The organism is Pseudohongiella spirulinae (assembly GCF_001444425.1).
In the GTDB taxonomy this organism is placed as follows: Bacteria; Pseudomonadota; Gammaproteobacteria; order Pseudomonadales; family Pseudohongiellaceae; genus Pseudohongiella; species Pseudohongiella spirulinae.
Map to the genome: position 1 here is coordinate 1,313,032 of NZ_CP013189.1, position 12,544 is coordinate 1,325,575.

Consider the following 12,544-nt stretch of genomic DNA (forward strand, 5'->3'; position numbering starts at 1 on the left):
TCGATGATTCGCGTTAACTGGCGCAGGGAGTTGCAGTTCTGGATGTTTCAGCTGGCTGGCTGGAGTATCTGGATTGTCATGCTTGTGCTGCGGGATATGACCTTTGTTCCCAGTGAGTATCTGCTGGGACGGGTGTCAGTGTTTGTTGTGGATGCGCTGATCGGCATGGCGCTGACGACTGTCTTGAGATACCTGTATCGAGCAGTCTGGGAGGCAGCCGTAACTATCCGTGTGTTAGCGGTTTTTGGCGGTTGCTGGTTAGCTTCTCAGGCCTGGCGGCCTATCAAAGTCCTTATCACTGACAGTGATTTCGGATCGTCTGTTGATTTGACTGATTATGGCTGGGCGACAATCAGTGTCTGGTTACCGGTATCCATGTCGTTGCTGCTGATATGGAGTGTTCTGTATTTTTTTCTTAAGTATTATCAGCTCTTTCAGAGCGAAAAGGAAAAGAGCCTGCGTTCCGAATCACTGGCGCACGAAGCACAATTGCGCATGCTCCGATACCAGCTGAACCCCCATTTTCTGTTTAATACTCTGAATGCCATTTCAACATTGATTCTGGTTCAATCCACAGATCAGGCTAATGCCATGGTGACACGGCTTAGCAAGTTTCTCAGGTATTCGCTGGAACATGATCCCCTGGATAAAGTCAGTCTTGATCATGAGATCAGCAGCCTCAATCTTTATCTGGACATTGAAAAAGTCCGCTTTGAGGAGCGACTGCATGTTGAGTATGATCTGGAGTCAGATACACGTCAGGCGCAGGTGCCGAGCATGTTGCTGCAGCCATTGGTAGAAAATGCAATCAAGTATGCTATAGCCAGAAGCGAAAGCGGCGGTACCATCTGGATCACCGCCAGTCGTTGTCAGAAAGACAAATTGTGTATTACTGTGGCCGATGATGGTCCAGGTGCGTCGGATCACCCGACGTCAATCGGGGTGGGACTGAAAAATATTCGTGACAGGCTTCAGGAAATGTATGGCGATAAATTTATGCTGGTATCATCGCCACGCGAACCCAGAGGCTTTCAGGTAACGGTTGTGATGCCTTATGAAATCCGATAATCAAAAGCATTCCCTGCGAGCGGTAATCGTTGATGATGAAACTCTGGCCAGGCAGGGGTTGGAGCTGCGTCTGGCTGAGCTGGGCGGTGTCGAGGTGGTTCGAAGTTGTAAAAATGGTCGCGAGGCACTGGAAGCAGTTGCCGAACTGACGCCTGATCTGCTTTTTCTGGATATCCAGATGCCCGGAATGAATGGCTTTGAGGTGGTTGAGAGCCTGCAACAGGATAATATGCCTTTAATCGTGTTTGTGACGGCGTACGATGAGTTTGCAGTCAGCGCCTTCGAGGTACATGCAGTTGACTACCTGCTAAAGCCCATAGAAACACCCCGACTTGCGCAGGCACTGGATAAAGTGCGCGAACGGTTGGCGCTTGGGCGTTCGGATCAAGAGAAGCGACAGTTGCTCGATATCGTCATCGGGCTGACCGGAAGATCGGAACAGGCAATTGCCGAGTTGATGAAAAGTGGCCAGAGCCCGGGTCGCTTCAGTGAAAAGCTGGCGATTAAAGACGGTTCTTCCACCACCTTTGTGCCAGTCAGGGATATTGACTGGATTGACGCAGCCGGTGATTACATGTGTGTGCATGTAAAAGGCGAGACTCATATCATGCGAACCACCATGAAAGAGCTTGAATCTCTGCTCGATCCGGCCATATTTCAGCGTGTCCATCGCTCCACGATTGTTAACCTGGATCGTGTGGAAAAAGTATCATCACATATCAATGGAGAGTTTCACCTGACGCTGAGCTGTGGCGCTTCATTGAAGATGAGTCGTTCATACAAGGATAAGGTTAAACACTTCTTTTGATACTGACCATTCGTGACCTTGCTGATCTTGAAGATGTCACGTTAAATGCATCAGGGGCAGTGCAGTTGTGTCAAGAACCTTGCGCATGATGAAGCTTGAGTGGACATCCGCCACGCCTTCAATACGAGTCAACGTATTGAGAAGAAATTCTTGATAGTAATCCATATCCGGCACAACGACTTTGAGCTGATAGTCGGCTGACTGGCCGGTAATCAGCAGACATTCGATGACCTCTGGATGTTTGAGTATTTCTGATTCAAACCGTTCAAAGCGATCGGGTGTATGCCGGTCCATACTGACCTGTACCAGCGCGCTGAGCTTTAATCCCAATGCCGCAGCGCTCAGAACTATGGTCTGGCCCATGATCAGTCCTTCATCCTGCATGCGTTTGACGCGTCGGGCGCAGGGGGTGGCTGACAGCCCGACTCGCTCTGCCAGCTCCGTGTTGGTAATGGCGCCATCACGCTGTAATTCATGCAGGATTCGCCGGTCAAGTTTGTCTAATTCCATAAAATTTCCTTAATTTGGTGTCTGCTATCTGTTTTTATCAATATATTAGTGTATTGCTCTAAAAAGTTCCATTTTAAGGGTAAATAAGCGGTAGAAACACTAATAACAAATCCCTATTCTATGCAACATCCGGCCGGGCATGATCCGGACCAGCCAATCACTGCGGAATGATCCTTCGGCGGTGATGACAGGCCAGAGACACAGTGTGTTTGCAGATCATCCACAAGAAGACCCCGCACACACTGCTATCCTGATGCTACCAGCATCAGTCAGCCTGCCGGACCTGTTAGCCGGAAACAGACGCAATCGCAAGAATCAGAGGAAAGTCAGCATGGCTCCACAGAACCGTTTTAATCACCGTAAATATGTTCCCTTTGCGCCTGTAGCGCTGAAGGATCGTACCTGGCCTGATCAGCTCATTACGCGTGCGCCGCGCTGGTGTAGCGTGGATCTGCGTGACGGTAACCAGGCGCTGATTGAACCGATGTCGGTAGCCCAGAAGAAGCAGATGTTTGATCTGCTGCTGGAGATTGGATTCAAAGAAATCGAAGTTGGTTTTCCATCGGCGTCCCAGCCAGACTTTGATTTTGTTCGTTATCTGATTGAAGAAAACCGTATTCCCGACGATGTCACCGTGCAGGTTCTGACTCAGGCCCGTCCTGAGTTGATTGCCCGCACTTACGAGGCATTAAAAGGCGTTAAGCGGGCCATTGTGCACGTGTACAACTCAACTTCGGTAGTGCAGCGTGAAAAAGTATTCAAGATGGATAAGGCCGGCATCAAAGCCATTGCCGTTGAGGGTGCCAGGCTGGTTAAAGAGCACGCGGCTCAACATCCGGAAACGGAGTGGGTTTTTCAATACTCACCAGAGAGTTTTACAGGCACAGAGGTCGATTTTGCCGTGGAGGTTTGTAATTCGGTCATTGATGTATGGCAGCCAAACCCTGACCGGCCATGCATTATAAATTTGCCTGCCACTGTTGAAATGGCTACCCCCAATGTGTTCGCTGATCAGATTGAACTGTTCTGTCGGCAGGTCAAGCGGCGTGATTCTGTTGTGATCAGTCTGCATACGCATAATGATCGTGGTTGTGCGGTTGCGGCTGCGGAGCTTGGTGTAATGGCGGGCGCCGATCGGGTGGAAGGAACTCTGCTCGGTAACGGAGAGCGAACCGGCAACATGGACATCATTACCATGGCGATGAATCTGTACAGCCAGGGTATCGACCCAATGCTGGATTTCAGTGATATGGACAAAATCTGCACGGTCAGCAAAGCCTGTACGCAGATTGATGTTCATCCGCGTCAACCTTATGCGGGTGATCTGGTCTTTACAGCATTTTCCGGCAGCCACCAGGATGCTATCAAGAAGTGCCTGGATTTATACCAGGAGGGCGATAGCTGGGAGATTGCCTATCTGCCCATTGATCCGCGAGATCTGGGGCGAACCTATCAGGATGTGATTCGGGTTAACAGTCAGTCCGGCAAGGGTGGCGTGGCTTACGTGCTGCAGAGCAAGTTTGGTTTTAATCTGCCGCGCTGGTTGCAGATTGATTTCAGCCGCGTAGTGCAGAAAGAAGCTGAGGTGACTGGTCAGGAGATAGCAGCAGACAAGATCTGGACACTGTTTCAGTCCACCTATCTCAATGCTCATCAGGATGTGTCTCTGGATAATTTCACCTTCGAAAAAGTGGGAGAGCGCGAGCGCTTTAGTGCTGGATTGAACTGCTTTGGACAGAGTCTCGATATTGAAGGTGAGGGCGATGGGGTGGTAGACGCCTTTGTCGAGGCCATTAAAAAGGCGACCAATATAGAATTTGAGATCATGGAGTACGGAGAGCACGCCCTGGGGCAGGGTGCTGATGCAGAAGCGGTGACCTATATTCAGCTCAAACATGGCCTGGAACGGTATACGGGTGTTGCGATTAGTCGTGATATCGTCAGCTCCTCGCTTAACGCCTTGCTGCGTGCCGCCGGTCAGTTGATCGAAGAGGCCAGGCAGCGTTCTGCGGCTTGAATCTGCGGAGATCGGAACTTTTTTTTGATCATTTCTCCTCTGCCCGCCTGAGAGCTGTCCTCCACTAACAGGGCGATTCTCAGGCAGGCATTCCCTTTCGTGTGGAATCATTGCACACTTCCTGCAAACTTTTTTTCTGCAACGCGCGACCAACTACTGAAAACCTATGGATCAGTCAGATCTGGACCTGATTAGAAAAGCGCAGGCTGGTTCATTGGCAGCCTGGGATACGCTGGTGCGCCGTTACGAAGGACAGGTATATAACTTCAGCCTGCGCTTTGTCGGCAACGCGGATGATGCGCAGGATCTCATGCAGGAAGTTTTCCTGGGTTTATACCGGAATCTTGAGGAGTTCCGTGGGCAGGCGCAGTTGTCAACATGGCTGTTCAGGGTGGCTCATAATAAGGCGATTGACCTGGCAAGGCGGCGGAGTGTGCGCCCGGTACTGAACGCACAGGCTGATTATGATGAGTTGCAGGAACTGCGCAGCGAGCAACCTGCCCCGGATGAGCAGTTGGAGGCGATACAGGGAAATGAAAGAGTCCTTATGTTGTTGTCGCAATTGCCACCAGCCCAGCGCATGGTGATAGAGCTTAAAATCTACCAGGAGCTGACATTTGATGAGATTGCGGACCTGAGCGGTATTTCCGCTAATACGGCAAAAACCCGCTTTTACACAGCGCTGAAAAAGATCAGAGAGTTAATGGAGGCCAGAACATGAATTGCCAGCATACCCCAATCCTGGTAGCCGATTATCTGGGTGGTCAACTGGCTCCCGAGCGACGACTTGAGATCGAAGCTCACCTGGCGGCTTGTGAGATTTGTCGATGTGAAGTTGAATCGTTGAGGCCCACCCTTGAACTGCTGGAAAATTATGTCCCGGGTGAAACTCCGGAATGGGATCGAAAGGCCTCTGCAGTGCCGATTGTTAATGATCCGGGAGTTGGCCGCCGTGTCACAAACTGGCTGCATTGGGCTTCGCTTGCCGCCTCCTGTGTGCTGGCGACAGCGCTGGTGCTGCAATTAAACGTACAACGCGACAGCGATGGTTGGGCGCTCAGTATTGGTGGACAGGGCAGTGAGGCGGCGCCCGGCGAGGCGTTTGTTACAGATCAGCAATTGCGGGACTATCTCGCTGTGTTTGCGGAAGAACAGCGCCAGGAGACACAACAGGACCTGCAACAGGCTCTGACCAGATTCAGCGAAACCAGTTCTGATTCCATGATGCAACTGGTGCAGTATCTGGAGCGTCAAAGGGAGCTTGATATTCAGCGGATGGAAGCTGGTTTTCAGCAGATGCTCGACAGCAATTTTCAGACGGTTAATTCCGTCCAGCAGTTGGCGTCTTACGTGCAATATCAGGAGGCCCGACCATGATCGCAAATACCGTGCAAATTCTGCGACGGAGCATTGCTCCGGGTGCTTTGTTGGTCACGCTTGCTATGCCATTGAGTATCGTGGCGCAGGAAAATGTTACGGAGATGCGTCGTGCCGTGGATCTGTTCAGCAATGTGCTGCGTGAGGGGTTAGGATTGAACCAGCGGCAGGGCATATTCAGTCCTCGTAACGGCGATGTTCAGGGTCGTTATCTGGCCGGGCAGGGGGTTACGCTCAGTATTGTGGCACCAATGCGTGGCACTCCGGATAATGTTGACATATCTGTGCGTGAACTTGGCCAGTCTCTCGATGAGCTGGCCCTGCAATTGGGAGGCATGATGGAGCGGGGTGTCGTGACCCGTCCAGACTTTGATGCGATGCGCGACGCACTGGCGTTGAGCTTGAGAACAGATGAGATATCGCTTTACTACAGGGACCTGATGCAGCAACTGACTCAGATCGGCAGTTTGCCGGTAATGGATCGGGCGCTTGCGGAGGCAGCGTTACAGATTCGTCGATTGCAGAGTGCTGCATTTGCAGATCAGTCGTTGTTGACCGGGCTGGATGATGAGCTGCAGACCTTGCGTGAGCATGTGCAGTCACAGATCGAGGCGCTTGCCCGCTTGCGCAGAGACATCAGTCGGCAGGCTGCAGAGGCGGAATCGATGCCGGAGCCAGCGACGCTTGCAGCCTGGCAGGCGACTCGGGAACAAATTGAATTGCGCGTCGGTGAGCTGCAACGTCAACTTGCCGGGAGAATGCAGACGCTTCGCGACCATCAGGCGACGGTGCAGGCTGAGCAACAGTTGGCACGGCAGCAGCAAATGGCCGAATTCGAGCAGCAACTGTTTACGACAGTTTGCGACTTTGCCGGCGGGCTGCGCGACCTGCCGTCAGGTGAATATCTGAATTTGGTTCTGGTTGGCGCCGGGCGGGCTGATGAACAGGTTGCCGTTCGATACGACCGGGTTTACACGATTTCTCAGCGGGATCTGCAGGATTGCCAACGTGGTGCAATCACCGGTGGACAGCTGCTTGAAACTGCTCTTAGTTACGAATATTGAGACTGTTAAGGTCTCGCCTTATCTTATAGAATAATCCTCGCAGCTATCCAGGCTGGAACCACAACAATAAGCCCAATGTCGTGTCTTGCCGCGACATAAGAAGGAGAACAAGATGGATTGCCCCAAATGTAACGCGAAAATGATTGAGCGATCAGTGGAAGTGCTGCACGGAACAGTCGTAATTGATCAGTGTTCAGGTTGCCAGGGGCTGTGGTTTGACAATGGTGAAGCTGAGCAACTCAAAGAATCCTGGATGTCCGATTTTCTGGACAGTGGTGATCCCCGGGTGGGCAAAACCTATAACCGTATTCGTGACATCCAGTGCCCGCGTTGCAGTAAAGCCATGGTAAAACTGAATGACCGCAAACAGCCGCATCTCGAATATGAAGCATGCCCGGATCACGGCATGTTCATGGATGCCGGAGAGTTTACGGACTATAAGCATGAAACACTGATGGATGTATTCAAGGGCGTTATCGCATCGATTCGACGTCGTTAAATCTGATACTTCTGCCTGGCTTATTGTTCAACAGGTCGGGCAAAAATCTGCCAGCGGGGGTGATGCCAGATTGCCTGTTCAGCACACTGTTCCGGCAGGCGGCGTATTCGGCCCAGATCCATCCAGTGATGCTGCGGCGAGTGGAAATCAGACCCGGCAGTGGCCCATAGGGACTTCTCGCGACTTATTCTGGCCAGATTGGAAAGAATATCTGGATTGAGGTTGGAATAGCTGACTTCAATGCCGTTGCCGCCAGCCTCAACAAATTCATCAATCAACCGATTGAAACGAGGTCTGCTCAAGGTGTAACGGTCCGGGTGTGCGATGGCTGCCACGCCGCCGGCATGCCGGATCGCAGCGACCGCCTCGCCGATCGAGCACCATTGGGCGCTGACATAAGCCTTGCCTTTCTTTGCAAGATATTTGCTGAAGGCCTGTTGTTTGCTGGTTACTTTACCCTGCTTCAATAGAAAATCTGCTATATGCAAACGCCCCGGCGCCGCGCACGCAAGTATGTTGAGGTGATGCTCCAGTCCGCATATTCCAGCTCTTTCGAGTTTTTTTCCAATCTGCGCCGCTCGTTCCCGGCGCCTCTGTTGTTGTTCCTGAAGGAGTGATCGCAGCGGTTGATCGTGTTGGTTGATCAATAAACCAAGTATATGAATTTCCTGATTTTCCCAGCCAGTTGATATCTCTGTGCCAGGTATGATGTCCAGAGACTCGGGAACAGTAATCTGACCTCTTTCGATTTGCAGGTGCGCGTCGATGCAGTCGTGATCTGTGATTGCCAGGCATTGAAGTCCGGCACTGTGAGCTCGGATGATCAGGTTCTGCGGAGACAGCTCGCCGTCGGACAGTGAGGTATGGGAATGAAGGTCAAACATGGGGCGGCAGCCTAATGTAAGGTGAGGTCATTGTAAATAAGCGTCGTGGTATCGTCTATTCTTCCTCTGATGCCTGCAATAGTTGATAAAAATACTGTGGTATTTCATAATCAGTCTACTAATTTTCATCCCTGTCAGGATCCAGACAATTTATGCGACTGACAACCAAGGGCCGCTATGCTGTAACGGCGATGCTGGATCTGGCAATTCATGCCGATCGGGAGCCGGTTACGCTGTCGGATATTTCAGTGCGACAGGATATTTCGCTGTCTTATCTGGAGCAATTGTTTGCCAGATTGCGTCGCCGGGAGCTGGTGCAGAGCGTGCGTGGCCCTGGTGGCGGCTATCGACTGGGTCGTGCTACCGGCGATATTGCCATTGTAGACATCATAGACGCTGTTGATGAGTCAGTTGATGCGACTCGCTGTCAGGGTCAGGGCAATTGCCAGCAAGGTGAAATCTGTCTGACTCACCACCTTTGGGAGGATCTGAGCCAGCAGATTCATGATTTCCTGAAGGATATCAGCCTCGACGATCTGATGAAGCGTCGTGACGTGCGCCGGATTGCTGATACTCAGGACGAGCGTCGTGAGCTGGTTATTCGTGACATGCGCCTGACATCCTGACAGCATACACAGCCAAATCAGGAGTTGTCATGAAGCTGCCCATCTATATGGATTATGCTGCCACCACGCCGGTGGACCCCCGAGTAGCTGAGCGCATGGCCCAGTGCCTGACGCTGGACGGCTATTTTGGCAATCCGGCCTCGCGCGCCCATGTATTTGGCTGGCAGGCGGAAGAAATCGTTGAGAATGCCCGCCGTGATGTGGCTGATCTTGTGTGCTGCGATACCCGTGAAATTGTCTGGACATCTGGTGCCACGGAAGCGGATAACCTGGCCATTAAAGGGGTGGCTGAGTTTTACGCCGACCAGGGCCGACACATCATCACCTCAGCGATTGAACACAAGGCCGTGCTGGATAGCTGTCGTTATCTTGAAACACGGGGTTTCGAAGTGAGTTATCTCAGGCCTGGCAAAGATGGCTGTATCAGTCCCGAGCAACTTGAGGCGTCGATTCGGCCAGATACGATTCTGGTGTCTCTGATGCATGTGAACAATGAAATCGGCAGTATTAACGATATTCATGTTCTAGGTGAGGTTTGCAGAGCAAAAAATGTTTTATTTCATGTTGATGCAGCTCAAAGCGCAGGTAAAATATCAATTGATTTGAGCGCCTTCCCTGTTGACCTGATGTCTTTTTCTGCACACAAGGTTTACGGCCCCAAAGGCGTGGGTGCACTGTTTGTGCGTCGTGAGCCACGCGTTGATCTGGTTGCCCAGATTCACGGTGGAGGGCATGAACGGGGGATGCGTTCGGGAACTCTGGCAACTCACCAACTGGCTGGTATGGGTGATGCCTTCCGTTATGCACGCGAATCTCTGACCACGGAGTACGATCAATTAAAGAAACTGCGCAGCCGGTTTCTGGACGCCCTGTCGAAGCTGGATGACTGGGTGCTCAACGGGCACCCGGAGCATTGCGCGCCGGGTATCCTCAATATCGCCTTCGCTGGCGTAGATGGCGAGTCATTGCTGATGGCTCTTCGATCTATTGCAGTGTCTTCTGGTTCGGCGTGTATGTCGGCGACCATGGAGCCGTCCTATGTGTTGCGCGGGATAGGTCTTGATGATGATCTGGCCCAGGCGGCCGTGCGCTTTTCGTTCGGACGATTCAGTACAGAAAGTGACATTGATGCCGCCGCCAGGGCTGTTACAGAAACTGTTCAGACGCTCAGGACTGTAGAATTACAAGGGCGATAACCAGTATAATGCGCGCCTTTTATACTTGTGACACGCTTTGGAGCTAAGGCAATGGCAATTGAACGTACTTTATCCATCATTAAACCTGATGCGGTTGGCAAAAATGTCATCGGCGAAATCTATTCCCGTTTTGAAAAAGCCGGTTTGCGTGTTGTGGCCGCCAAAATGCTGCAATTGACCGATGAGTCAGCCGGTGGCTTTTATGCCGAGCATAAAGAGCGCGGCTTTTTCAAGGATCTGATCGCGTTCATGACCTCTGGTCCGGTCATGGTGCAGGTGCTGGAAGGTGAGGGTGCAGTTGCCTTGAATCGTGAGCTGATGGGTGCAACTAACCCTGCGGACGCGGCGCCCGGCACTATCCGTGCGGATTTCGCTAATTCTATCGATGCCAATGCAGTTCACGGTTCAGATTCCGCTCAGTCGGCTGCCCGTGAAATTGCCTACTTCTTCAAGGATGAAGAAATCTGCCCTCGCGCTTGAGTGCCGTGATGAGCGAGCCGACCAAGGTCAATCTCCTGGGAATGAGCCTGCCCAAAATGCAGGCTTATTTCGTCTCTATTGACGAAAAACCATTCCGTGCTGTGCAGTTAATGAAGTGGATTCATCGACGTGGTGTGACTGACTTTGACGCTATGACTGATATTGGCAAAGGGCTGCGGGAAAAACTGCGGGCCACAGCCGAGATCCGGTTGCCGGAGATTGTTGAGGAGTATCTCGCCAGCGATGGATGTTACAAATGGATTGTGCAGGTCGCCAGTGGAAGTAAAGTTGAAACGGTTTATATACCTGAAGCCGGCCGCGCAACCTTGTGCATTTCTTCCCAGGCTGGCTGCACCCTGGACTGTAGTTTCTGCGCAACAGGCAAGCAGGGCTTCAACAGCAATCTGACGACGGCCGAAATCATTGGTCAGCTCTGGTGGGCCAATCATCGCCTTAATGGATTTGCCGAACCGCGGGCCGGTGTGGGTAAAGCCAATCGCGCTGTCAGCAATATTGTCATGATGGGCATGGGTGAGCCCCTGCTGAACTTTGACAATGTCATGGATGCTTTGAGCCTGATGATGGAAGACAATGCTTACGGCCTGTCCAAGCGTCGCGTGACCATCAGCACCGCCGGCGTAGTGCCTGCCATTGACCGGCTGAAAGATTACACTGATGCATCCCTGGCCGTCTCGCTGCATGCGCCCAACGATGCGCTGCGTAACGAGATTGTGCCGATCAATAAAAAGTATCCGATACGGGAACTTTTACGCAGCGTTAAAGACTATATGTCCAGCCTGCCCGATAAACGTGTGCCGGTGATTGAATACACGCTCATTGCCGGCGTAAACGATCATCGCCAGCACGCACGGGAGCTGGCCGCCTTGCTGGAAGATTTTCCTTGCAAGATAAATCTGATTCCCTTTAATCCATTTGCGCAGTCTGATTATCGGCGCCCCAGTAATTCGTCTGTTAATAATTTCAGGGAAATTCTGCAAAAGGCCGGTTATACAGTCACAGTCAGGACAACCCGGGGGGATGACATTGGTGCCGCCTGTGGTCAACTGGTTGGCAATGTGGCAGATCAGACACGTCGTAGCGCTCGTTACCGTGACGCTGCTGAAGCAGCGGGTAAAGGTCTGAACGTACAGAATATAATCTAGAAAGAGCCCGGATGAGCACACAACAATCGCCGTCGGACGCCGAATCATCAGATATTGGCTCCGGGGATGCAGATCTTGAACAAGCGAATTTGACGCCTGGTGAGCTGTTACGTTCACAACGTGAGACGCTTGAGCTTTCAGTGAAGCAGGTGGCTGACACGCTAAACCTGACCATGCATTTTATACGCTCTCTTGAATCCGACAGCTATGAAAAACTGCCGGGTGATGTGTTTGTGCGTGGCTATATTCGAAGTTATGCGCGCTTGCTGCGACTGGATCCGGATCAACTAATAGAGATCTACAATGCTTTCGGGGATAAGAAACAGGCCCGCAAGCAGGAAGCGATCAAGCGCTACACCCGTCGGCGTCGCGATAAAAACCGTCCCTGGGTCATTGTCTCCGGTCTGGCCTTTGTGCTGGTAGCGCTGGCTCTGTGGTTTTTTAATCGGGCTCCGCAGAGTCCCGAGCCTTTGTCTTCCGGCAGTCCTGCTGCGACGGCGGAGCAGGCTGTAGTCAATTCCACTGACCAGGCGATAAGCGAGATAGCGGTATTTGAGAGCGATACCGGGCCGGTTGCAGAGAACAATCTTCAGATTAACTGGCCAGGCGACGATAGATTGGAGATCATTTTTGCCGAACAGAGCTGGGTTGAAGTGGCTCATGAGGGCAGTGACGACACCTATCAGCAGGCACAACAATCCGGCGATCATCTGAGAGTATCCGGCTCGGCGCCGTTTCTGGTGTCACTGGATAATGCCACAGCCGCCACAGTGATTTACAATGGTCGCTCCCTGGATATCAGCAACAATATCCGCAGTGATAATAGTGCACGACTGAATGTCGGGATGTAAG

The 12,544-nt window shown here is 52.0% G+C and carries 14 protein-coding genes; 12 read left to right on the forward strand and 2 right to left on the reverse strand.

All coding sequences use genetic code 11. The features are described 5' to 3' along the window. Positions 1–3: 3 nt before the first annotated feature. Both PS2015_RS05960 and PS2015_RS05965 read left to right on the forward strand, forming a co-directional pair. Positions 4–1,068: a sensor histidine kinase gene (locus tag PS2015_RS05960; RefSeq protein ID WP_058021360.1), complete on the forward strand. Its 1,065-nt coding sequence runs from the start codon at positions 4–6 to the stop codon at positions 1,066–1,068. Next, positions 1,055–1,876, forward strand: coding sequence for a LytR/AlgR family response regulator transcription factor (locus PS2015_RS05965; protein ID WP_058021361.1), 822 nt, complete (start codon positions 1,055–1,057; stop codon positions 1,874–1,876). The genes PS2015_RS05960 and PS2015_RS05965 overlap by 14 nt, the downstream gene beginning before the upstream one ends. Positions 1,877–1,912: 36 nt before the next feature. Here PS2015_RS05965 and PS2015_RS05970 read toward each other — a convergent pair whose 3' ends face one another. Further along, the gene (locus PS2015_RS05970; protein ID WP_058021362.1) at positions 1,913–2,386 is read right to left on the reverse strand and encodes an Lrp/AsnC family transcriptional regulator; all 474 of its coding nucleotides are present in this window, start codon (positions 2,384–2,386) and stop codon (positions 1,913–1,915) included. 331 nt (positions 2,387–2,717) lie between these two features. Between PS2015_RS05970 and leuA the strand changes: the two genes are divergently transcribed. From leuA to PS2015_RS05995, 5 genes are all read left to right on the forward strand, one after another. Next, positions 2,718–4,403 (forward strand): 2-isopropylmalate synthase, encoded by a 1,686-nt coding sequence (gene leuA / locus PS2015_RS05975; protein ID WP_058023172.1) that lies wholly within the window; start codon positions 2,718–2,720, stop codon positions 4,401–4,403. Positions 4,404–4,569: 166 nt separating this feature from the next. Continuing rightward, on the forward strand, positions 4,570–5,124 hold the full coding sequence (locus PS2015_RS05980) for an RNA polymerase sigma factor (RefSeq protein WP_058021363.1): 555 nt from the start codon (positions 4,570–4,572) through the stop codon (positions 5,122–5,124). Further along, positions 5,121–5,780: an anti-sigma factor family protein gene (locus PS2015_RS05985; protein ID WP_058021364.1), complete on the forward strand. Its 660-nt coding sequence runs from the start codon at positions 5,121–5,123 to the stop codon at positions 5,778–5,780. The genes PS2015_RS05980 and PS2015_RS05985 overlap by 4 nt, the downstream gene beginning before the upstream one ends. Further along, the gene (locus PS2015_RS05990; RefSeq protein WP_058021365.1) at positions 5,777–6,844 is read left to right on the forward strand and encodes a hypothetical protein; all 1,068 of its coding nucleotides are present in this window, start codon (positions 5,777–5,779) and stop codon (positions 6,842–6,844) included. The genes PS2015_RS05985 and PS2015_RS05990 overlap by 4 nt, the downstream gene beginning before the upstream one ends. Before the next feature lie 112 nt (positions 6,845–6,956). Continuing rightward, positions 6,957–7,343 carry a TFIIB-type zinc ribbon-containing protein gene (locus PS2015_RS05995; protein WP_058021366.1) on the forward strand — a complete coding sequence of 129 codons (387 nt, stop codon included), beginning with the start codon at positions 6,957–6,959 and terminating at the stop codon, positions 7,341–7,343. A gap of 20 nt (positions 7,344–7,363) precedes the next feature. Here PS2015_RS05995 and PS2015_RS06000 read toward each other — a convergent pair whose 3' ends face one another. Then, positions 7,364–8,227 (reverse strand): PHP domain-containing protein, encoded by an 864-nt coding sequence (locus tag PS2015_RS06000; protein WP_058021367.1) that lies wholly within the window; start codon positions 8,225–8,227, stop codon positions 7,364–7,366. A gap of 152 nt (positions 8,228–8,379) precedes the next feature. Here PS2015_RS06000 and iscR point away from each other — a divergent pair, with 152 nt between their 5' ends. The 5 genes from iscR to PS2015_RS06025 are packed head-to-tail and all read left to right on the forward strand — an operon-like array spanning position 8,380 to position 12,543. Further along, positions 8,380–8,853 carry a Fe-S cluster assembly transcriptional regulator IscR gene (iscR, locus tag PS2015_RS06005; RefSeq protein ID WP_058021368.1) on the forward strand — a complete coding sequence of 158 codons (474 nt, stop codon included), beginning with the start codon at positions 8,380–8,382 and terminating at the stop codon, positions 8,851–8,853. A 29-nt stretch (positions 8,854–8,882) separates the two neighbouring features. Further along, complete coding sequence (locus PS2015_RS06010) at positions 8,883–10,049, forward strand: IscS subfamily cysteine desulfurase (protein WP_058021369.1); 1,167 nt, start codon at positions 8,883–8,885, stop codon at positions 10,047–10,049. 51 nt (positions 10,050–10,100) lie between these two features. After that, a complete protein-coding gene (gene ndk, locus PS2015_RS06015; protein ID WP_058021370.1) occupies positions 10,101–10,529 on the forward strand; it encodes a nucleoside-diphosphate kinase in 429 nt (142 codons plus the stop codon). A gap of 5 nt (positions 10,530–10,534) precedes the next feature. Next, entirely contained in the window at positions 10,535–11,692 is a 1,158-nt protein-coding gene (gene rlmN / locus PS2015_RS06020) for a dual-specificity RNA methyltransferase RlmN (RefSeq protein ID WP_058023173.1), read from the forward strand. A gap of 11 nt (positions 11,693–11,703) precedes the next feature. Beyond that, positions 11,704–12,543, forward strand: coding sequence for a helix-turn-helix domain-containing protein (locus tag PS2015_RS06025; RefSeq protein WP_058021371.1), 840 nt, complete (start codon positions 11,704–11,706; stop codon positions 12,541–12,543). Position 12,544 lies beyond the last annotated feature (1 nt).

Coding starts and splice junctions, on each gene's coding strand:
- PS2015_RS06025 (WP_058021371.1), top strand. CDS start 11,704: ATGAGCACACAACAATCGCCGTCGGACGCCGAATCATCAGATATTGGC.
- PS2015_RS06000 (WP_058021367.1), bottom strand. CDS start 8,227: ATGTTTGACCTTCATTCCCATACCTCACTGTCCGACGGCGAGCTGTCT.
- leuA (WP_058023172.1), top strand. CDS start 2,718: ATGGCTCCACAGAACCGTTTTAATCACCGTAAATATGTTCCCTTTGCG.
- PS2015_RS05970 (WP_058021362.1), bottom strand. CDS start 2,386: ATGGAATTAGACAAACTTGACCGGCGAATCCTGCATGAATTACAGCGT.
- PS2015_RS05980 (WP_058021363.1), top strand. CDS start 4,570: ATGGATCAGTCAGATCTGGACCTGATTAGAAAAGCGCAGGCTGGTTCA.
- PS2015_RS05995 (WP_058021366.1), top strand. CDS start 6,957: ATGGATTGCCCCAAATGTAACGCGAAAATGATTGAGCGATCAGTGGAA.
- PS2015_RS05965 (WP_058021361.1), top strand. CDS start 1,055: ATGAAATCCGATAATCAAAAGCATTCCCTGCGAGCGGTAATCGTTGAT.
- ndk (WP_058021370.1), top strand. CDS start 10,101: ATGGCAATTGAACGTACTTTATCCATCATTAAACCTGATGCGGTTGGC.
- PS2015_RS06010 (WP_058021369.1), top strand. CDS start 8,883: ATGAAGCTGCCCATCTATATGGATTATGCTGCCACCACGCCGGTGGAC.
- iscR (WP_058021368.1), top strand. CDS start 8,380: ATGCGACTGACAACCAAGGGCCGCTATGCTGTAACGGCGATGCTGGAT.
- PS2015_RS05960 (WP_058021360.1), top strand. CDS start 4: ATGATTCGCGTTAACTGGCGCAGGGAGTTGCAGTTCTGGATGTTTCAG.
- PS2015_RS05985 (WP_058021364.1), top strand. CDS start 5,121: ATGAATTGCCAGCATACCCCAATCCTGGTAGCCGATTATCTGGGTGGT.
- PS2015_RS05990 (WP_058021365.1), top strand. CDS start 5,777: ATGATCGCAAATACCGTGCAAATTCTGCGACGGAGCATTGCTCCGGGT.